The organism is Rhizobium sp. YTU87027, assembly GCF_050644135.1.
GTDB lineage: Bacteria > Pseudomonadota > Alphaproteobacteria > Rhizobiales > Rhizobiaceae > Rhizobium.
This window is the reverse complement of sequence record NZ_CP098441.1, coordinates 1-19,313: the sequence shown is the minus strand read 5'-3', so window position 1 is coordinate 19,313 and position 19,313 is coordinate 1. Positions and strand designations below refer to the sequence as shown.

Sequence of the window (19,313 nt, the reverse complement as noted above, 5' to 3'; positions counted from 1 at the left end):
AAAACGCCCGGTATCACACATAATCCGGGCGTTTTTTGTTTTTCATACGGCCGTTGAGACGAGACCGGTCATCGCGCCGATCAGGTTAGCTGCCGGCAGGCAGCTGCGATACGCTCAAGCGCCTCCTTCAGATCTGCTTCCGCTGAAGCGTAGGAGATCCTGAAATACGGGGAAAGGCCGAAAGCCGAACCCGGAACGACGGCGACATTCGCCTCTTCGAGGAGATAGGCGCAAAACTCGCTATCCGTCGTGATCTTGCGGCCGCTCGGGGCGGTCCGGCCGAGAATTCCGCCACATCCGCAGAACGTATAGAAGGCGCCCTCGGGCGTACGGCAATCAAGACCGTCAATGCGGTTCAGACCGGAAACGACAAGATCGCGCCGCCGCCTGAAGCTCTCCGTCCGCTCGGCCAGAAAGTCCTGAGGTCCGTTGAGTGCCGCAACGGCCGCAGCCTGGCTGATAGAGGACGGGCAGGACGTCGCCTGACTCTGTACCACGGCCATCGCCTTGATCAGTGGCGTGGGACCGGCGGCATAGCCGATGCGCCACCCGGTCATGGCATAGGCCTTGGAGACGCCATTGATCGTCAGCGTTCGCTCACGCAGGCGCGGTTCCAGCTGCAACGGCGTAACGAAGCGGAAATCGTCATAGACGATGTGCTCGTACATGTCGTCCACCATCAGCCAGACATGCGGATGCCTGAGCAGCACATCCAGCAACGGCCGGTAGTCGTCGGCGCTATAGGCGGCGCCGGATGGGTTGGATGGCGAATTCAGCAACAGCCAACGCGTCCGCGGCGTGATCGCCGCTTCGAGCTTCTCCGCGGTTAGCCGAAAGCCGCTCTTTGCATCGCAAGGAACGAGAACGGGCTTGCCTTCGCAGATCTGAACAATGTCGGAGTAGGACGTCCAGTAGGGCGTGGGAATGATGACCTCATCGCCAGGGCCGACACTCGCCATCATCGCGTTGAAAAGGATCTGCTTGGCGCCGGTCGCGACCGTTATTTCGCTGACATCGAACGCGAGGCTATTTTCGCGCTGGAACTTGGTGCGGATCGCTTGCTTCAGCGCCGGCGTACCGTCGAGCGCCGTATACTTGGTGTCGCCGCGCTGCATTGCGTCCCAGGCGGCCTGCTTAATGTGGTCGGGCGTTTCGAAATCGGGTTCGCCGGCACCGAGGATGATGACAGGCTTGCCGTCCCGCTTCATGGCTGCCGCGCGCGCGCCGATCTTAAGGATTTCGGAGACGCCGATGGCGGATATTCTTGAGGCGGGCCTGAAGCCCGCCTCCTCGATTTTCACGTCGATCGTCATGATTGCACCTACTCGATCTCGAAGGAGACGCCCTGGGCGAGCGGCAGTGCCTTGGAGTAGTTGATCGTGTTGGTGGCGCGGCGCATGTAAGCCTTCCACGCGTCGGAACCGGATTCGCGGCCGCCGCCCGTTTCCTTCTCGCCACCGAATGCGCCGCCGATCTCGGCGCCAGACGTACCGATGTTGACGTTTGCGATGCCGCAATCGGATCCGTCGGCCGCCAGGAAGCGTTCAGCTTCACGCAGGTCCAGCGTAAAGATCGACGACGACAGACCCGCACCGACGGCGTTGTGGTCTTCGATAACCTTGTCGAAGTCGGTGTATTTCATCACGTAGAGGATCGGCGCGAAGGTTTCTTCGAGCACTGGCCCGACCTGCGAGGGCATTTCCACCAGTGCCGGCTTCACGTAATAGGCTTGGTCGTGTGGCATTGCGACGCGATCGCCGCCGTTTACCGTGCCGCCATGGGCCTTCGCCTCGCCAAGCGCCTTCTGCATGCCGTCGAAGGCAAGCTTGTCGATCAACGGGCCGACGAGCGCCGTGCTTTCGAGCGGATTGCCAACGGAGACATTGGCATAGGCCTTTTTCAGCCGCGGCACGAGCTGGTCGTAGACGCTGTCGTGCACGAAGAGGCGGCGGAGTGTCGTGCAACGCTGGCCGGCGGTACCCATGGCGCCGAAGGCTATGGCGCGCAACGCCATCTCGAGATCGGCCGACGGGCAGACGATACCCGCATTGTTGCCGCCGAGCTCCAGGATCGACCGGGCAAAGCGGCGGGCGAGCCGCGGGCCAACCTCGCGGCCCATCCGCGTCGAACCCGTCGCCGAAACAACCGGCACCTTCGCATGGTCGACGAGGACTTCACCAATGGTACGATCGCCGATCAACACTTCGCTCAGGCCCTCAGGTGCATCGCCGAAACGAGCAATGGCACGCTGCAGAATGGCTTGCGAGGCAAGGGCGGTCAGCGGCGTCTTCTCGGAAGGCTTCCACACCACCGCATTGCCGCAGACCAGAGCAAGAGCGGCGTTCCAGGCCCAGACCGCCACGGGGAAGTTGAAGGCGGAGATGACGCCGACGACGCCGAGCGGGTGCCAGGTTTCCATCATTCGATGGCCCGGCCGTTCGGTTGCAATGGTCAGGCCGTAAAGCTGACGGGAAAGACCGACCGCGAAATCGCAGATGTCGATCATTTCCTGCACTTCACCGAGACCTTCGGACGGAATCTTGCCGGCCTCGATCGACACCAATCGGCCAAGTTCCGTCTTGACCGCACGCAACTCCTCGCCAAGCAGCCGGACAAGCTCGCCGCGCTTGGGCGCAGGGACAAGACGCCAGGCCTGAAAGGCGCGGGCAGCCGTCTCTATCTTCGCGGTCGCCGCTTCCCGGCTATCTGTTTTCAGGGCCGCCAGTTGCGCGCCCGTGACCGGGCTGTAGGAGGCCATGTCTCCGCCGGTATAGAGCGTCTTGTCGACGCCGATCTTGTCGAGAAGCGCAACGGCCTCCGCCACTACATTGACTGCTCTTGCTGCGATGGTCATGTGAGGACCCCTTATCTTGGTGTTTGATATGTGCCAGTTGCCGTCGGGTTGCTTCACTCGGCCGCTTCAGCGGCGGTCAGCCGAGCCAGGCAATCCGCGATCGATTGCGCCTCGATACCGGCATAGTGATCGAATTCATTGAGAACCGAGGTCCCGAGATCACGCTCGAAGCGCTGCTGATTGGGGCTGGCGGTGAACTCCTGCGCCGCTTCCTCGCCGAGATTGGACTGGAAGATACCGGCCGCGCTGACGGGCAGGAAGTCTTCGTAGACGATCGGATCGAAGCCGACGAGGCCGTCTGCTACCAGTCGATCGACGCTGCTTTCGGCCGACGCAACCGCGCCGTCGCCCCTTTCCGTCAGCCAATAGCGGAAATAGCCAAGCCCCTGTGCACGGATTTCGGCCCAGTCATCCGGGAAGGGCACGAAGGCATCGGCAAGGGCCGTCTCGTAGGCCGCCGCGTTCGAGCCGTCGGCCGCGGGACGCACAGCCTTGCGCGAGTCCGTCAGGAGCCTGTCGTAGAGCGCACGACCCTTAGGCGTCAGCGCAATGCCACGGCTTTCGATCTCTCCGAAACGGGCAGTATGTGTGCCCTTCTGCCAATTGCCGTTCGCATCCTGGAAGGAAACGGCTTCCTCAAGAGCCTTGAACGATGTCTGCCGCAGAAGGATTGCGCAGCGACGGCTTGGCGGACCTTCGACGACCGCCTTCGGCGCAATGCCGTGTTCCGGCATCAAACGCTGCACCTGATCGATGTCGAGCGTGCGCGGCGTCAGGTGATTGATATGCGGCCCCTTGAAGGAGACAACGTCGGCAATCAGCCGGTGCGCATCATGCAGGCGCTTGTACATGGCGAGATCGACATTGGCCTGATCATGCCAGCGGAAGGTTTCAAGCGCTTCCGCAACGAAGCGCCTGGCATCGTCGTCATCGAGACCGCCCTGGCGTTCGGCCTTTTCCGTCAGTTCGATGGCGCCGGCAGTGAAGATCTGGCGTTTTTGCAGGATCGCCTCGGCTTGCGCCCGCAACTCTTCGTCGGCAATCAGGTCGAGGCGTAGCAGGGAGGTGAAGACGCGGAACGGGTTGCGCTTCAGCGCCGCGTCGCCGACCGGCCGGAAAGCGGTGGAGTGGACTGGTACCCCCGCTTCGCTGAGGTCGTAGTAGCCGACAGGATACATTCCCATGACCGCAAAGACGCGTCTCATCATCACAAGTTCGGCAGCCGTGCCGAGGCGAATGGCACCGTGACGCTCTTCGGAGACACGCTCCAAGGAATCAGTTTCTTGAAGTCTGCGCTTAAGGGTCGGATCGGCGGCAAGCGTTTCCGCGTTCACGGTGGCAACAATGTCCATCAGCGTGCCGTAAGCGGGGACCTCGGTCCGATACATGGCCGACATGGCCGCGGAAAATGCAGAGCGGATATTGCAGGAGGAGACGTAACTTCTGGTCGACATATCTTTTCTCACAGACGTCAATTCGACGAGTTCATTCTGGATTGCGATCATATCGCACGTAGAGTAGATGAATAACGACAAATGAAGCTGAGATGATGCGGTTTCGGAATGATATTGCCTCGAAAGCTGATACCCGACCTGACCACGCTGCAGTCATTCGAGTCGGCCGCGCGCCACGGCAACTTCACGCGCGCAGCCCTTGAGCTCAACCTCACGCAAAGCGCCATCAGTCGACAAATCAAGGACCTGGAGACCCAGCTTGGCGTCCTTCTCTTCGAACGGGTCCGGCAGCGCGCGATCCTGTCGGACGCCGGCAGGCGGCTGCTGCCCGATGCACGACGCCTGCTGCACCAGACCGAGGAGATGATGATCCGGGCAGCATCCGGCACGGACGCGACAGCGACACTTTCGATCGCCACCCTGCCGACGTTTGGCAGTCGTTGGCTAACACCACGGCTACCAGCTTTCCTGGCAGCCTATCCCGGCTCGCTCGTGGACATTACATCGCGCTCCGAGCCATTCGATTTCGAACAAGAGAACGTCGACCTCGCCATTCATTACGGCCAACCGATCTGGGCACGGGCAACCTGTACGTTTCTCTGCGACGAGAAGATCGTTCCCGTCGCCAGTCCGAACCTGCTGCAATCGGATCCTGTCGCCAGCCCCACCGAACTGCTCCAGAGGCCGCTCCTGCATCTGGCGACACGCCCGCGGCTCTGGCGCCAGTGGTTTGAACGCTGCAACATAGACGCCGACCCTTCGTATCGCGGCAACCGGTTCGACCAATTCTCGATGATCATCGAGGCGGCGGCGATGGCGATGGGGTTTGCCCTGCTTCCACTCTACCTGATCGAACAAGAGCTGAACTCCGGGAAGCTCAAGATCGTCTTCGACCAGCCGATGTCGACGGAAAACAGCTATTACATCGTGACCCCGGACGGGAAGCGTGAACACGCGCTCGGCTTGGCCTTTACGGCTTGGCTACTCTCGCAGGTAAGCACCAGGGACCCGACTGAACAGTGAGTAACGATCAAACGCCATCCGACATCCCGACGGCACGTATGCTGAGCTGGGCCAGAAACTCGACGATCTATCGGCTCGAGCGACAAATGCTGACCGAAAGACAACTATCCGATGCCATTGTCAGGAAGGCAAAACAGAAATTCGAGGACATCACAGAAGGACAGCTCAAGGCTGTTGCTGACCAGGCAGTGGCCTTCGCTTATGACCACGGTGGTCTGAACGACACGACTTATGCCGAGGTCAGTACCCGTTCGGGTGTTCGCAATGGCAGATCGAAGCGGCGTATCGCTCAAAAGCTGTCACAGAAGGGCGTCGATCGTGAGGTCATTGCGACCGCACTTGATGAAGCGGATGATTTGTTGGCGGCAGTGTTCTTCGCGCGCAAGCGCGCCTTCGGGCCGTTTCGCCGTGGCGACGGCGATCGGGAACGCGTGACAAAGGAAATGGCCGCATTCGCGCGCAGCGGTTTCAGTTTCGACATCGGAAAGACCGTGCTCGGCATGAGTCGCGTGGAGGCAGAAGACGTCCTGATCGCACGATCTTGGTAGCTGGCTACAAAAAGCCATTCGTAGGAACAAGCATTACCGTCCGGCAGTCCTTTCCTCGCCAAGCTTGTCAAGTTCTTTCACGAGTCCATATGCCCCAGAGGTTGCCCTTCCTGCGTAGGGATCGCGACCCCGTATTGTCAAACGCGCATTAAACCGCGAAGGGATCCGTGCATGAACAGTATCGCGAGACTTCTCGTTCAGTCGGCGATAACCGCTTTGACCATCTGCGGCTTGCTCATCATCATGCTGCCACTCTTCCTTGATCGACAGGACATCCCCGACCACAAGACCTTCGTCGCCATGTTTGTCGCGATGGCGCTCAGTCTTTGGCTCTATGAGCTTATTTTCAAACGACATCGCTGAAACGTCGTCCTCGACCCTCAAGCGGTCGAGCCCCATCGCGCCGTGCAAGTCAGAGTGATGCTATGGGGGCCTTCCACTTCGGCATCGTGACGTTCGATCAGTTCTACCACCGCGTCGATGAAGGCGACATGGTCGAGACCGAGTGTCGTCAAGTCGTTGCAGTCCCATGCCGCCATGGCGATCCCATCCTGGCCGACAATGGCAATATCGTCGGGCGTGCTCTTGCCAAGCACACGCCGGGCCGCATCCCGCGCGCCGATCGCCATGACGTCATTGCCGCAGATGATGGCGTCAACCTTGGCGCGGTGGAGGAGCAAAACCGCCTCCTTGAAGCCCGAATCGTAGCTGTAGTCGCCGAAGGCTTCCGCCTGCAGGCTAAGGCCGCGTTTGGCCAGCGCATCGACAAACCACTTGCGCCGTAGTTTGTCGATCCAGCTCGACTTCGTCCCGGAGAGATAAGCGAAGCGCTTCTTTCCGTCGCCAACGATCTTGTCGATTATCTCGTCAGCGGCCGCCGACCCATCTATTCGGATGCTCGAGACCTTTTCATTGTCGAGCGGTTCGAAGGAAACAATGATCGGCTTCGTCGTATGGAAGATGTCGACCGCATCCTGCATCGACACCATGTCGGAGAAGACGACGACGTGGTCCACCTGATAGGTGGAGGCAAGCCGCATAAGCTGCAACCGATCGTCGTGATCGGCACAGCACAGAATGATCGGCAGAAGCTGCCTGGCCTGCAGCCGATGGACGAGAAGCTGCTGCTCTTCAGCCTCGCACGGATTACCGATTGCATTGACGACCAACGCCACCAGCCGCGAGCGCTGGTTGTTCAATGAGCGTGCGATCGCGTTTGGCTGATAGCCGTACTCGCGGGCGACGGCCAGGATGCGGTCGCGCGTCGCGCTTCCGATCCTTGAATCCGGCGAAAAGGCCCGCGAGATCGTGGCAGACGACACCCCGGCGAGCTTTGCCAATTCCTTCGAGGTGATCCGTCGCTTGTTCATTACCAGCATTCCATGCCTATGGCGCGGCTATCCTGACGGGCACCCCGTCTGCCGCGGCCGATTCCTTGATCGCATCCCAGAGCCTAGCGAATCGTAGGCCCATTTCAACGGAGCCGGTGTTTTCCATCGTCCCAGCGCGAATGGCGAGGAAGTTTTTCATCGGATTGCCAAGAATTTCCGCCTCTTCACGCGGTTCCCTATTGCGACCGACGCTGATCTCGCGCCACCCGCCCCAGGCATCGATACGAACGATTGCCTTCGAATAGAAAAAGGTGATGTAGGAGGCGCAGCCCGGGGGACCTTCGCCGGCAGCCGAAAGTGTCGCCAGCGCGCCGTTCTTAAGCCGGGCGGAAACGGCCGTTGCAATGTCGACCTTCTTGCCGCGATTGTTCATATAGGCCGACACGCTCTCGAAATCCGAATTGGCAAGCAGGCAGACGGTGTTCATCATATGCGCGCCGGTGTCGAACATGAAGCCACCACCCGAGATCTCCGGCTGCTGCTTCCAGTGACCGGCATAGTTGCTGGACCAGCTTTCCCAGATCATCCCCGATATCGCGATCAGCTCGCCAAACTCGCCGGCAAGTGCCCGTTTGCGCGTATCGATCACCAGCGGCGAAAGACCGCCCTGGAAGGCGGTTACAACAGTCACGCCGCTCTTCTTCTGCGCCGCAATCAGGCGTTCCGCTTCCGCAACCGTCGTCACCATCGGCTTTTCAAGGAAGAGATCGAGCCCCGCCTCGGCAACAGCCGTTGCCTGCTCGCCGTGCAATGCATGCGGCGTGGAAACGTAGACGATATCGAGATCTTCCCGACAGGACGCCAGCATCTCCCGATAGTCCCCGAAGCTCTTCGGTTCGGATGCGCCTGCGGCAAGGCAAACGTCGATCAGCCGCTGGCAAGAAGAAGGCGTCGTGTCAGCAAGCGCGACGAACTCGATCTCCGGCATGCGTACCCAGCTTGCCGCATACTCAGCCGCTTTCAGGCCAGCGCCGATGACGCCAAGCCGCAATTTCTCTGACATGAACAGTCCTCCCGAATACAATGTGCATACGGTTACACAAACGACATGGCGAAGACAAGATATATTTAATCTTTAAGAATCAATGTCTTAATTATCATTGGAAATCATAAAGGAAACCATCTTGCCTACAATTGGAATACGTGTACATTTTCAGTCGTGGTGCTGGAGGGCGCCGCATACCAAAAGGGAGGACTTCCGTTGAAGAAGACGGTCATTGGTGGCCTGTGCGCCATTCTGCTCAGCGCCGTTTCGACGCTGGCGCATGCCGAGACAATCCGAATTGCAAATCACGGTCAGGCCGGCATCGACGCCATGAAGTCGACGGTCGAGAGGATCGAGAAGAAATACGGCGTGACCGTCGAGGTCGTTGAGTATCCCGCGCCTGACAAGGACTATCTGACGAAGCTCTTGACCGAGCTTGGCGCCGGAAACGCGCCCGATCTCTTCTCCATTCCGACAACGGCCGCGGTTGCCGATATGGTCGAGGCTGGCTACCTCGCGCCGGTCACCAAGGAAATCAAGGCTTGGGACGGTTACGCCAAGTTCTACGACGTCGCCAAGCAGCTGGCGGTCAGCCCGGATGGCGAAACCTATGTCATGCCGTTCATGCTGGGCATCCAGGAAATCTACTACCGTAAGGACGTTCTCGACAAAGCCGGCATATCGACGGCGCAGCCGAAGAGTTGGAAGGAGCTTCTCGATCGTGCCGCTGAAATCAAGAAGAAGACTGGCGCCTATGGCTTGCTCTTCCCGGCCGGCGTTTCCTGGGGAAGCGGCGCTTTCGACGAGGGCTTCCAGCATCTGATCGTTGGCTCAAAGACCCCGCAGCTCGTCGATGCTGACGGCAAGCTCGATCTGAACGGCGAGGGCGTCAAGGATGCCTTCGATGTCTACAAGCAACTGATCGACAATGACCTGATGCCGACACAGCCCTTGCTCGGACCTGAGCCGTGGGTCGTGCCGAAATATCAGATGTTCCCTCAAGGCAAGCTCGCTGCGACCACCTGCGGATCCTGGTGCTACATCTTCGACTGGGGTCGCGAGAGCAAGAACCCGATTCCTGAGGTCACCAAGGTTGTCGGCACCTGGACAGTTCCCGGTCAAAGCGGTGGCCAGTATGTTCTGGCCAACCTTGCAGCCCCGTGGGCCGTCAACGCCAAGTCGGCCAATGTCGAGCTTGCCAAGAAGGCCTTGATGGAGATCGGCTCGGTCGAAACGCAAGTTTCCTACGCCGCCCGTATCGGCAATATTCCGTCGAGCAAGGATGCGGCCAAGAACGCCGACTTCCAGAAGCTCACGGAACTCGTTGCGATCCATGCTGCTGCGGAGAACGGCACTTTCCTCAAGCAGGCGTCCGGCTTCGGGACGGTCGCGGAAGGTGTCGCCCGCGCCACCGAAGCGCTGCTGCGCAAAGAAACCGATGCTGCCGGCGCCCAGAAGATCCTTGTCGACTATGTCAAGGAAACGCTGGGCGACGACGTTATAAAGTAAGCTGTGTCTTACTGATTGAAAATGCCAGGGAGGCGCGGGCTTGCCCCGCGTCTCCGGACTTCCCGTCGAACGAGTTACAGAGCTTTCCATGGCCCGAAACGTCCACGAAAAGCGCGCCGAACGGCAGCTTCTTGTTATCCTGCTGCCGTCGCTTGCGCTGCTTCTGGCCTTTGTGATCTATCCCGCGCTTTATTCCGTCTATCTGAGCTTCACCAATGAAGCGCTGACGGGGGCTGCCGCACTGCGGCCGCGCTTCGTCGGTATCCGCAACTATGCGCGACTTCTGAACGACGCGAAGTTCTGGAACGCTTTGCTCGTCACCTTCCTGTTTGTCGTTGGTTCGGCCGTGATCGGTCAGTTCGTGCTTGGCCTCATCTCGGCTATGGCGCTTCGCCGCCGCATCCATTTTCGACGGCTCTTCTCATCGATCATCCTTCTGCCCAATGCCGCACCCGAGGTGGTTGCTGGCTTCATGTGGATTTCCATGCTGGCCGGTGGAGAGCAGGCAACGCTCAGCCGTATCGTCAGCTTCTTCGGTGTAACGCCCGCCGACTGGCTGCAGGTGTTTCCGCTTTCTATGATTATCGTCGTCAACACATGGCGCGGGATCGCCACCGCCATGATCCTTTTGACCGCCGGGCTCAGCACCATTCCGACCGAAATCTACGAGGCAGCCCGTATGGATGGCGCAACGCCGTCGCAGATGTTTCGTCGTATCACCCTGCCGCTGATGATGCCGACCATCCTGCTCTACATGCTGATTTCGGCGGTCTCGACCATCGCCGTCTTCGGTCTCGTCTATGCGCTCACCCGCGGCGGGCCGGGCGGAGCGACGGAACTCGTCAGCATCTACATTTACAATCAATCCTTCACCGCCTTCCAGCTTGGCTACGGTGCAGCTGTGGCGGTCGTCGCGCTGCTGATCTCGCTTGTCCTTGGCATTGGCTATGTCAGAGCCATGAAGGTGGAGGTCTGACATGGCGGTGATCTCTCCCAGCGAAAACGCCAACAAGACCCGCTCTGACCTGCTTGCCTATGCAACGCTGTCGCTGATCTCGATCTTTTGCGCCGTTCCCTTCTTCTGGGTGCTTCTCGCTTCCTTCGATGGCAACGCCCAGCTCTTCCTTCGATGGCCCGAACAATGGAGCCTCGCCAATTACCTCCGCGTCTTTACAAAGGAGGATGGAGCGAAATGGCTGTTCAACTCCCTCTTCGTCGTCGGCGGTGCAACGGTACTGGTGATGGTACTGGCTGGCCTTGGCGGCTATGCGCTGTCGCGCACGAGGGCTTGGTGGAAGCTGCCTTTCCTTTACGCCATCCTGTTGATCCGTGTCCTGCCACCGACAGCGCTCGTCGTGCCGCTCTATAAGTTCCTCCTGACATTGAACAATGCTGAAAGTGCCATTCTGCGGCCGATTTTCGGCGAGTATACCCGGCCGATCATGCGCTGGACCGGTTTTATCGATGGCTATCTCGGTCTGATCCTCGTGCTTGCGACGATGCAGTTGCCACTCGCCCTGTGGATCATGAAAACGTTCTTCGACGGCCTGCCGCGCGATTACGAAGAAGCCGCACTGATGGACGGCGCGACATTGGTGCAACGCATTCGCCGCGTCCTCATTCCGCTCGCACTGCCAGGTCTCGCTGCCGCGGGGCTGTTCGCCTTCATGTCCGCCTGGGGCGACTTCCTGCTGCCGCTGATCTTCCTCTCCTCACCGGAATTGCAGACGCTGCCCCTCGGGCTATTCCGCGCATTCTTGCGCATAAACGAGATCGACTACGGCCTGCTTGCCGCACTCGCCTTCGTCTATCTCCTGCCGGCAGTCGTCGCCTTTGGTTTTGCGCGCCGCTTTCTCGTTGAGACGTTCGCCGGCGGCGTCAAAGGCTGACAGCAGAAAGAGCTATGCGATGATCAATCTCAGGAACGTTCGCAAATTCTACGGTGCATTGGAGGTCATCAAGGGCGTCGATATTACCGTGGAAGACGGCGAGTTCGCGGTGTTTGTTGGGCCATCGGGCTGCGGAAAGTCGACCTTGCTGCGGATGATTGCCGGACTTGAGGGTATTGACGATGGTGACCTCATCCTCAACGGCAAGCGCATCAATGACGTCCCGCCCGACAAGCGCGGCATCGCCATGGTGTTCCAGTCCTACGCGCTTTATCCGCATATGACGGTCGCCGAGAATATCGGCTTCTCGCTCAGCTTGAAGAAGGTGGCCGAGGCGGAAATCCGCCGGCAGGTCGAAGCTGTCGCCGAGATCCTGCAACTGGCTGACTATCTCCACCGTCGTCCCGCAGCGTTATCCGGTGGCCAGCGCCAGCGCGTCGCTATCGGCCGCGCAATCATCAAGAAGCCGTCGCTCATCCTTTTCGACGAGCCCTTGTCCAATCTCGATTCCGCCCTTCGCGTGCAGATGCGCGCCGAACTGCAGCGCCTGCATCGCGAACTCAAGGCGACGGTCGTCTATGTCACGCATGATCAGGTCGAGGCCATGACCATGGCTGACCGGATCGTCGTCCTCAACAAGGGGCTCGTTGCCCAGCAGGGGGCGCCGATGACGCTCTATCACCAGCCGGACAACGAGTTCGTCGCAACCTTCATCGGCTCCCCGAAGATGAACACCATTCCTGTGTCGATCACGAAGCCGATCACCGGCAGGCTCCATGCCCAAGGCCCGCTCGGTCTATCACTCGACCTATCCGATACCGGCGGGACTGTCGCGCAGGGTCGGGCGACGCTCGGCATCCGGCCCGAGCACCTGAAGATCACAGCAAGCGGGCAGGGCGATCTTTCGGCAGAGGTCATGATCGTCGAACGCCTCGGCGTCGAGACCTACATGACCGTCGGCTTGCCGGAACAGCCGATCGTTGTCCGTGCCGAAGGCGACATCGCGCTGCGGCCGGGCGATCGCGTGTCTCTCATCGCCGATACCTCCGCCTGCCATCTGTTCGATTCCACCGGGCGGCTCATCCGTACGGCCCAAGCTTCATAACATCGAGGACACCATGACAATCAAGATCACCATCTGGAACGAAGGCCGCCACGAACAGCTGCACAAAGAAGTCCAGGAGATATACCCCGATCGCATCGACGGCGCGATCGCGGCGGGCATTGCCGGCCCGGATTTCGAGATCCGCCGCGGCACGCTCGATGATCCGCACGAAGGTCTGCCGGAATCCCTGCTCAATGACACCGATGTCCTTCTTTGGTGGGGACACATGGCACATGAAGAGGTGAGCGACGGACTGGTCGATCGGATACAGCAGCGCGTTCTCAAAGGAATGGGCCTTGTCGTGCTGCATTCCGGCCATCACTCCAAGCTGTTTCGCCGACTGATGGGAACCAATGCCAATCTCTCCTGGCGCGAAACGCCGCAAGGCGATCTCGAGCGGGTCTGGGTGGTCAATCCGGCGCACCCGATTGCCAAGGGGCTGCCGCCCTATTTCGAGGTCAACGCCTCGGAAATGTATGGCGAGCCTTTCGACATCCCGCAGCCGGACGAACTCGTCTTCATCTCCTGGTATTCAGGCGGCGAGGTCTTCCGCAGCGGCTGCACATGGCAGCGCGGTCGCGGTCGGATCTTCTTCTTCAGCCCGGGTCACGAGACCTATCCGATCTACCATGACAAGACAGTGCAGAACGTCATTTCAAACGGAATCCGCTGGGCCAGGCAAAGCCACACGGATGGCCGGATCCTGGAAAACTGGCACCGCGCCGACCCGATCCACGTCAGGCCGGCATAGGCAATCGGCCTGCAATCTCGCCTTATGTTGGGCGCCCCGCGTGGGCGTCCGGCTCAGGCAGTGCAAGCAGACGACGCAGCGGCATCGCCGGTCGGGTCAGGTCGGCGAGCGTATAGCCGTCGAGCACATCGAGGAATGCAGCGGCGGCGGCAGCCAGCGCCCGCTTCAGCACACAGGCGGGCTGCACGACACAGGCAATCTCGTCACTCTTTTCCATGCAAGGCACGATCGCAAAATCAGGCTCGCAGGAGCGAACGATCTCGCCGACCCCAATCTGCGCGGCACCGCGCGCAAGCCGCATGCCGCCCTGGCGACCGCGCACCGTATCGATCAGGCCTTTCTGTGCGAGTTCATGGGTGATCTTCATCAGATGCGCCTTCGAAATATCGTAGGCTTCCGCAATTTCCGAGATCGTCGAGAGGCGATCTCCTTTGAGCGCGAGATACATCATGAGCCGCAACGCGTAGTCGGAATAGACGGTCAGCCGCATTCGCAGATCCCTCACGAAAATCGTATGCACCGACATAAAGATATTCAAACGATGCATCAATTGGCAAAGCGGCCATTCCTTGACCGCCTTGCCGATCTTTATACCTAGGCCGCCTCGAGTTCGTCGGCCGGGCCGAAGAATTCATAATGGATCCTGTTTTGAGGGACCCCGGCTTTTGCCAGACCACTGACAAACAGGGCCAGGAACGGTCTTGGTCCGCAGAGATAGAAGTCGGCTTCTGCGATGGGCGTATTCTCGGCCAGCCAGTCAACCGTGATGAAGCCATCGTGGTCGAAGTGAACGCCCCTTTCATCCTGCTCCTGTGGGCTGCCATAAAAAATTGCCGTTTTGAAAGAGGCCCGATCTTTCACGATATCGCGCACATGCGATCCCATCGCATGGACCCGCCCGTTCTCGGCACCATGCACATAGTGAACGGGAAACTCACCTCCGCTGTTTGCGATCGTCTCCAGCATGCTGACCATCGGCGTCAGCCCGACACCACCACTGAGCAACACGACGGGCCTATTCTGGCCGGGTGGCAGGTGGAAGTCTCCAGTCGGCGGCGCTACCTCAATGACCGCACCCTCCTCGATCTGCTCGTGGAGGAACCGCGACACCAGCCCATGCGTCTCGCGCTTGACCGAGATGCGATAGGTCTCACCGTTCGGAGCGGAGGAGATGCTGTAGTTCCTGTGCTGTGGCTGCAGTCCCGGAATATCGAACCGGAACGTCAGGTACTGCCCGGGCCTATGGCGAACCACGGCCCTGCCATCAACCGGTCGCAGTACGAACGATGTGATGATGTCGCTTTCTTCCCGCTTCGACACGACGGCAAACTGCCGCCAGCCATTCCAGCCGCCCTCTCTCGATTGAAGATCATCGTAGATCTGCTTCTCGCGCTCAATCAGGATGTCGGCGAGAAACCAGAAGGCCTCACCCCAGGCACTGACAATTTCATTCGTTGCCGCATCGCCGAGAACGTCCTTGATCGCGCCCAAAAGGGCGGCCGCAACATGAGGATAGTGATCAGGACGGATGTACAGCCCGACATGCTTCTGCGCGATCCGCTCGACAGCTCCGGTGAGTGCGGCCAGATTGTCGATGTTTTCGGCGTAAGCAAGAATTGCCTGGGCCAGCGCCTTCGTTTGACGCCCGCCTTCACCTTGGTTCGACTGGTTGAACAACGTCCGGACCTCAGCATTCTCAAACAGCCGCCTGTACATGGCGGTCGTAATTTCGGTACCGTGCCTTGCGAGTGCCGGCACGGTCGCGCGAACGGTGGCCTTCGTGGTCTCAGTCAGTATTTGCGTCATCATGGTCTCCAAACGTTTTCTGTCGACGCCGGTGACGTAGCTCCCATAAGATACATTTACAATATATGTATAAGCCCTGTGCCGTTCGGTCGCAGACCTGGCAGCGGTAGCTCTGAAGATCGAGCGAAGCGCCGCCTTGCCTGCATCAGGGGGTTCCCACCGGCCTAATCTTTGAAGGAGATGATCCTTCAAGCTTAGCTCCTGTGGTCAGTGCCCTGCCGACACCGCTTCATTGGCCCGATCGGCGAACCACGCACCGTCGGCCATATTCATGTTGCGCCGTTCGGCCTCGGATCGACGACATCAGCTGCCTGACCTGTTCCCACCATTACTCACATCAGGCGAGCAAACCGTATCCGCGTCAGGCATATCCGCGCTTCCCGCTAGCCGACCCGCCTGGTTCCACCGCCTTGCGCACGCACCAATGACATCAACATCGGCCCGACGGAGAATTCGCCTTTCTCCGCGCGACGCGTTAGATCTCTGAGATAGCCCCCAGCCGAGTTGATGTGGCCGCCGCGCTCAAGAATGCATGCCATCACCGTTGCCGCGTTCTCCGGGCCCATAACGATCGCGGCCTCTTCGTAAGCTGCCGGGCTGACCCCCAGCATCCCGCGAACAACAACCGCTGCGGCCATCATGTCTCGCCAATTTGCAATCGAGCCACCAGGCCCGTAGTTTGCCATGTCGGGGCAGGCCTGCAGCACGAGGCCGAGCGGGAACGACTTCAGGACCGAAGCATCATCCTTCGTACGGCTTCGGGCACGGCCTGCCGTTTGATCGTCAAGTTTTTGCTTTTGCCCAGGCAAAGCGATGTGAGGCTCAATCTGGAATGCCGAGTTTGCTCCCTGCTTTTTCTCTAAAGCTGGTTCAGGATCAAAAGTAGAGTCGGGGTTTGAATTCTGTATGTGACGCTCATTCTGAGCGGGATTGCCGCTTGTTTCTTTCGCTTTTATCAATGTTTCCAATCGATTAGTAATGTCGTCGCGCAGTGTCTGCATTTCCTCGAGGGCGACTGCAATTTGTTCAGCGGTCGGGGTGCGCGGTAGGGCCTCGACAAGTTCCCTGAAATAGCCGAATGCCGTTTCCCAATCACCCGCAAGTTCTTCCTCGATCGCGGCCTCAATCAGCTTGGCGACATCCCGGCGGCAAAGAGTGAATTGCTCACGCAACCGCTGCAGAGAAAGCCGTTCCGCTGCCACCTCAGCTGCCAAACGTTCGATTTCCTCGGCGCGTACAATCAGAGGCGCCAGCGAGAAGCCGAATGCCTCTCCGATCTCGCCACCGCTCGCCCTACGGGCGTAGCGTTTGCCGTTTGGACTATCTTTGCGGATGATCAGCCCGGCTTCGACCAGTACAGCCAGGTGGCGGCGGATCGTCTGCTCGGCCATGCCGTGCGAGCGTAGCGACAGCTGCTGGTTCGACGGAAAGACGACCAGACCGGTTTCTTCCGATAGGATATTTTGCGGATGAAAGCTGAGCAGCGCATTCAGGACCGCAAGAGCGCGATCGGTCACGCCAAGCAGAGGCTTGGCCGCACACAATGACCTGTAGATCTTCCACTTGTCGACTGACTGATCAGCCTGAAGCTGGCTTGCCGCCTTCTGGCTGGCGAGCATGGCAAGCGTCATCGAACGCTGCCCAAAGGGCGTCGTCACATTTCCTGGTTCCATCACCTTCACCTTGTCGAAGGCAAAAGAAATCCACCCACCAGATCGGTGCCAACTCTTGACAGGGATTCCCGGAAATGCGATTCTCTAGCTGCTAACCTATGAGAAGGGCTTCCGCGACGGCAACGTTCGGGAGCTTTTTTCTTTTGCGGCGTTATCCTTTGCTGCTGCGTTGTGCCGACTGCACGAATTCGCTGTGAAGCGCCTCCATGCGATCATTCAGAAAATCGACGAAACTTGCTGGAACGGCCTTCGTAAAGCTGATTTTCGGGCCGGTCTTGGCGTAGCTGACCGTCGCCAGAAGAAAACCATTTGCTCGGATCTCCGTCACGGCAGACGGCACCGCCGCCGCGGCTGCTTCGGCCTTCAGCGCGCCAAGAGCGATAGCAAAGCGATCTTTCCCGGCAGCGGCGTTGTCCTGGCCAAGCGAGTGCTTGACGCGCACCACACCGTCCTCGCGCTTGGCAAAGGCGTCGGCAAAATCAATCCATCGGCGGCGGCCAATCTCCGGCGACGAGCCGATGGCAAGCAGTACATCTCGCGGGATCGCGGTTGCGATCCGCAGCATCTCTGACACATGCGACTTTCCCGTCGCCAGCGATGCGCAGATCACGTCACGCCGATATCCCGCCTGTTCTTGCGACAAGGCGAATGCACACTTTTCGATGAACGACAGATCATTGCGATTGGCGTTCTCTTCGCCCTGGAAGACGATTGCCTCTTCGTCGCTGAGTTCGCGCACAATGGCGCGAAACTTCAGGCCAAGCGTCTTGACTGCGGCCAATCGCCGCCGACCGAACACGATCTGATAGGGCGCCCCATCGCCCTTATGTGGCCTGATCAAACCTGGGACAATCTGCCCGCGCTCCCGAATCGACGTCGCAATCTCGTCGATTGCCGCATCATCATAGGCGCCGTCGAAGCGATCGGGGATCGAGGACGGTGCAACATCGTCGGGATCCACCTCTACGATATGGTCGCCGTCCTTGAGGAGCCTGTCGAGAACCGCACCCTTTTCCTGTATCTGCCTGACGCCTGCTGCGACCTTGAGGAGGTGCGGAGACGTGGTCGGCTTGGCGACCGGCGCTGCGGCCGGTTGTTCAAGCTGGCCAAGCACATTGGCAAACATGCCACGAGAATCTTTGCGGCTCATTCGCGCCCCCATGCTGCCCAGAGCAACTTCTCGATCTCGGCATTGGCCGCGTTGATCGATTCCATCGCACGGTCGTAGGTCTTTGGCGCCGAGAAACGCGAGCGCTGCACCTCGTAAAGGCTCTGCTTCCACGTCAAGGCGTCGGCAACTGCGGTTGATTTGGCGACCATGTTCAGCAACAGGTCTTCACCGAAAACCTGTCGCATCAACGCAGTCATATTGGCTTGCGGGTGATCGTTGGCCTCGAACTTGGTCACCAGGAACTTTGCAAAATCCCACTGCGCCGAAGTCCCCATCTCGCTCAATATCTGCATGTACGACGAGGCAAGCTCGAGGAATTTCCCGGTTGAATCCACGTCGAGCATGTGGGCGGGAACCGGTATGACGACGCCGGTGGCAGCAGTCAGCGACGAAAGCGTCAGGAAGTTCAACGAAGGCGCCGAATCCATCAGAATGACATCGTACTCGTCCGCAACCTGCTCGAGCGCCTGCGAGACCCGCAGGAGGAAGCTCGTGCCCCCGTTCTTGCGCATCTCGAGAGCGACCGCCGTTTCAAACTCCGTCAAATCGAGACCCGCGCAGATCACGTCGAAGCCGGCAATATGGGTGTTGTGGATGAGCGATTTCGTCGGCTTGGGATCAGAAAAGCGGATGGCGGCATAGAGTGTTTCGTCTTCCCGGGGATCGAAATCAGGAAGCGTGCCGTGCAAGCTGGTAAGGGATGCCTGCGGATCGAGATCGACCGCCAGGACCCGGTAGCCCTTCAGCGCCAGGTAGTGACCGAGATGAATGGTCGTGGATGTCTTGCTGGATCCGCCCTTGAAATTGGTGACCGCAATGATCTGGCATTCCTCGCCCTCGATGCGGCGCGGGTTCATCCATTTCTTGCGCCCCTTCTCGGCCAGCATCATGCGAAGCTCGAGGATCTGCTCCAGCGTATACATGCGACGACCGTTTGACGTGGTCTCGGGCGACGGGCCCTTGTCCTTCAGAACGATCTGCCGGATATAGGCTTCCGAGACATCCAGCAGCGCTGCAACTTCCGACGAGGAAAATTTGCGCATCTCGCGGCGCGCATCGGGTGGATACTGGGCCATCGAGAGATTTTGCAAAGCGAGCTCCAATTTGGTGGAAAAGCTCTGCATGAACTCGAGGCTGCTTAAGTGCCGATTCAC

18 protein-coding genes are annotated in these 19,313 nt (G+C 59.5%); 8 read left to right on the top strand and 10 right to left on the bottom strand.

Going from position 1 to position 19,313, the window contains the following annotated elements:
- Positions 1 to 80: 80 nt before the first annotated feature.
- Genes NBG89_RS18865 through hglS form a run of 3 tightly spaced genes read right to left on the bottom strand, consistent with a single transcriptional unit; the run spans position 81 to position 4,308 of the window.
- Positions 81 to 1,313 carry a pyridoxal phosphate-dependent aminotransferase gene (locus tag NBG89_RS18865; RefSeq protein WP_431323672.1) on the bottom strand — a complete coding sequence of 411 codons (1,233 nt, stop codon included), beginning with the start codon at positions 1,311 to 1,313 and terminating at the stop codon, positions 81 to 83.
- Between the two features lie 8 nt (positions 1,314 to 1,321).
- A complete protein-coding gene (gene amaB / locus NBG89_RS18860; RefSeq protein ID WP_431323671.1) occupies positions 1,322 to 2,854 on the bottom strand; it encodes an L-piperidine-6-carboxylate dehydrogenase in 1,533 nt (510 codons plus the stop codon).
- 53 nt (positions 2,855 to 2,907) lie between these two features.
- Entirely contained in the window at positions 2,908 to 4,308 is a 1,401-nt protein-coding gene (gene hglS / locus NBG89_RS18855; RefSeq protein WP_431323670.1) for a 2-oxoadipate dioxygenase/decarboxylase HglS, read from the bottom strand.
- A 108-nt stretch (positions 4,309 to 4,416) separates the two neighbouring features.
- Between hglS and NBG89_RS18850 the strand changes: the two genes are divergently transcribed.
- The 3 genes from NBG89_RS18850 (at position 4,417) to NBG89_RS18840 (ending at position 6,242) form a co-directional block, all read left to right on the top strand.
- Entirely contained in the window at positions 4,417 to 5,331 is a 915-nt protein-coding gene (locus NBG89_RS18850) for a LysR family transcriptional regulator (RefSeq protein WP_431323669.1), read from the top strand.
- A complete protein-coding gene (gene recX, locus NBG89_RS18845) occupies positions 5,328 to 5,879 on the top strand; it encodes a recombination regulator RecX (RefSeq protein WP_431323668.1) in 552 nt (183 codons plus the stop codon). Before NBG89_RS18850 ends, recX begins: the two co-directional genes overlap by 4 nt.
- A 171-nt stretch (positions 5,880 to 6,050) precedes the next feature.
- Entirely contained in the window at positions 6,051 to 6,242 is a 192-nt protein-coding gene (locus NBG89_RS18840; RefSeq protein ID WP_431323667.1) for a hypothetical protein, read from the top strand.
- Positions 6,243 to 6,259: 17 nt separating this feature from the next.
- On the opposite strand, the gene NBG89_RS18835 is transcribed toward NBG89_RS18840, so the two are convergent.
- Positions 6,260 to 7,258 carry a LacI family DNA-binding transcriptional regulator gene (locus tag NBG89_RS18835; RefSeq protein ID WP_431323666.1) on the bottom strand — a complete coding sequence of 333 codons (999 nt, stop codon included), beginning with the start codon at positions 7,256 to 7,258 and terminating at the stop codon, positions 6,260 to 6,262.
- Between the two features lie 7 nt (positions 7,259 to 7,265).
- Complete coding sequence (locus NBG89_RS18830; RefSeq protein WP_431323665.1) at positions 7,266 to 8,273, bottom strand: Gfo/Idh/MocA family protein; 1,008 nt, start codon at positions 8,271 to 8,273, stop codon at positions 7,266 to 7,268.
- 198 nt (positions 8,274 to 8,471) lie between these two features.
- Here NBG89_RS18830 and NBG89_RS18825 point away from each other — a divergent pair, with 198 nt between their 5' ends.
- From NBG89_RS18825 to NBG89_RS18805, 5 genes are all read left to right on the top strand, one after another.
- Positions 8,472 to 9,764: an ABC transporter substrate-binding protein gene (locus NBG89_RS18825; protein WP_431323664.1), complete on the top strand. Its 1,293-nt coding sequence runs from the start codon at positions 8,472 to 8,474 to the stop codon at positions 9,762 to 9,764.
- An 88-nt stretch (positions 9,765 to 9,852) separates the two neighbouring features.
- The gene (locus tag NBG89_RS18820; RefSeq protein WP_431323663.1) at positions 9,853 to 10,740 is read left to right on the top strand and encodes a carbohydrate ABC transporter permease; all 888 of its coding nucleotides are present in this window, start codon (positions 9,853 to 9,855) and stop codon (positions 10,738 to 10,740) included.
- Position 10,741: 1 nt separating this feature from the next.
- Positions 10,742 to 11,653 carry a carbohydrate ABC transporter permease gene (locus NBG89_RS18815; protein WP_431323662.1) on the top strand — a complete coding sequence of 304 codons (912 nt, stop codon included), beginning with the start codon at positions 10,742 to 10,744 and terminating at the stop codon, positions 11,651 to 11,653.
- A 19-nt stretch (positions 11,654 to 11,672) separates the two neighbouring features.
- Entirely contained in the window at positions 11,673 to 12,758 is a 1,086-nt protein-coding gene (locus NBG89_RS18810; RefSeq protein WP_431323661.1) for an ABC transporter ATP-binding protein, read from the top strand.
- A 13-nt stretch (positions 12,759 to 12,771) separates the two neighbouring features.
- Entirely contained in the window at positions 12,772 to 13,509 is a 738-nt protein-coding gene (locus NBG89_RS18805) for a ThuA domain-containing protein (protein WP_431323660.1), read from the top strand.
- 22 nt (positions 13,510 to 13,531) lie between these two features.
- On the opposite strand, the gene NBG89_RS18800 is transcribed toward NBG89_RS18805, so the two are convergent.
- From NBG89_RS18800 to repA, 5 genes are all read right to left on the bottom strand, one after another.
- On the bottom strand, positions 13,532 to 13,999 hold the full coding sequence (locus NBG89_RS18800; protein WP_431324579.1) for an RrF2 family transcriptional regulator: 468 nt from the start codon (positions 13,997 to 13,999) through the stop codon (positions 13,532 to 13,534).
- A 104-nt stretch (positions 14,000 to 14,103) separates the two neighbouring features.
- Positions 14,104 to 15,315: an NO-inducible flavohemoprotein gene (gene hmpA / locus NBG89_RS18795; RefSeq protein WP_431324578.1), complete on the bottom strand. Its 1,212-nt coding sequence runs from the start codon at positions 15,313 to 15,315 to the stop codon at positions 14,104 to 14,106.
- A gap of 383 nt (positions 15,316 to 15,698) precedes the next feature.
- Positions 15,699 to 16,988: a plasmid replication protein RepC gene (gene repC / locus NBG89_RS18790; RefSeq protein ID WP_431323659.1), complete on the bottom strand. Its 1,290-nt coding sequence runs from the start codon at positions 16,986 to 16,988 to the stop codon at positions 15,699 to 15,701.
- A gap of 151 nt (positions 16,989 to 17,139) precedes the next feature.
- Entirely contained in the window at positions 17,140 to 18,138 is a 999-nt protein-coding gene (gene repB / locus NBG89_RS18785; protein ID WP_431323658.1) for a plasmid partitioning protein RepB, read from the bottom strand.
- Positions 18,135 to 19,313: a plasmid partitioning protein RepA gene (gene repA / locus NBG89_RS18780; protein WP_431323657.1), complete on the bottom strand. Its 1,179-nt coding sequence runs from the start codon at positions 19,311 to 19,313 to the stop codon at positions 18,135 to 18,137. Before repA ends, repB begins: the two co-directional genes overlap by 4 nt.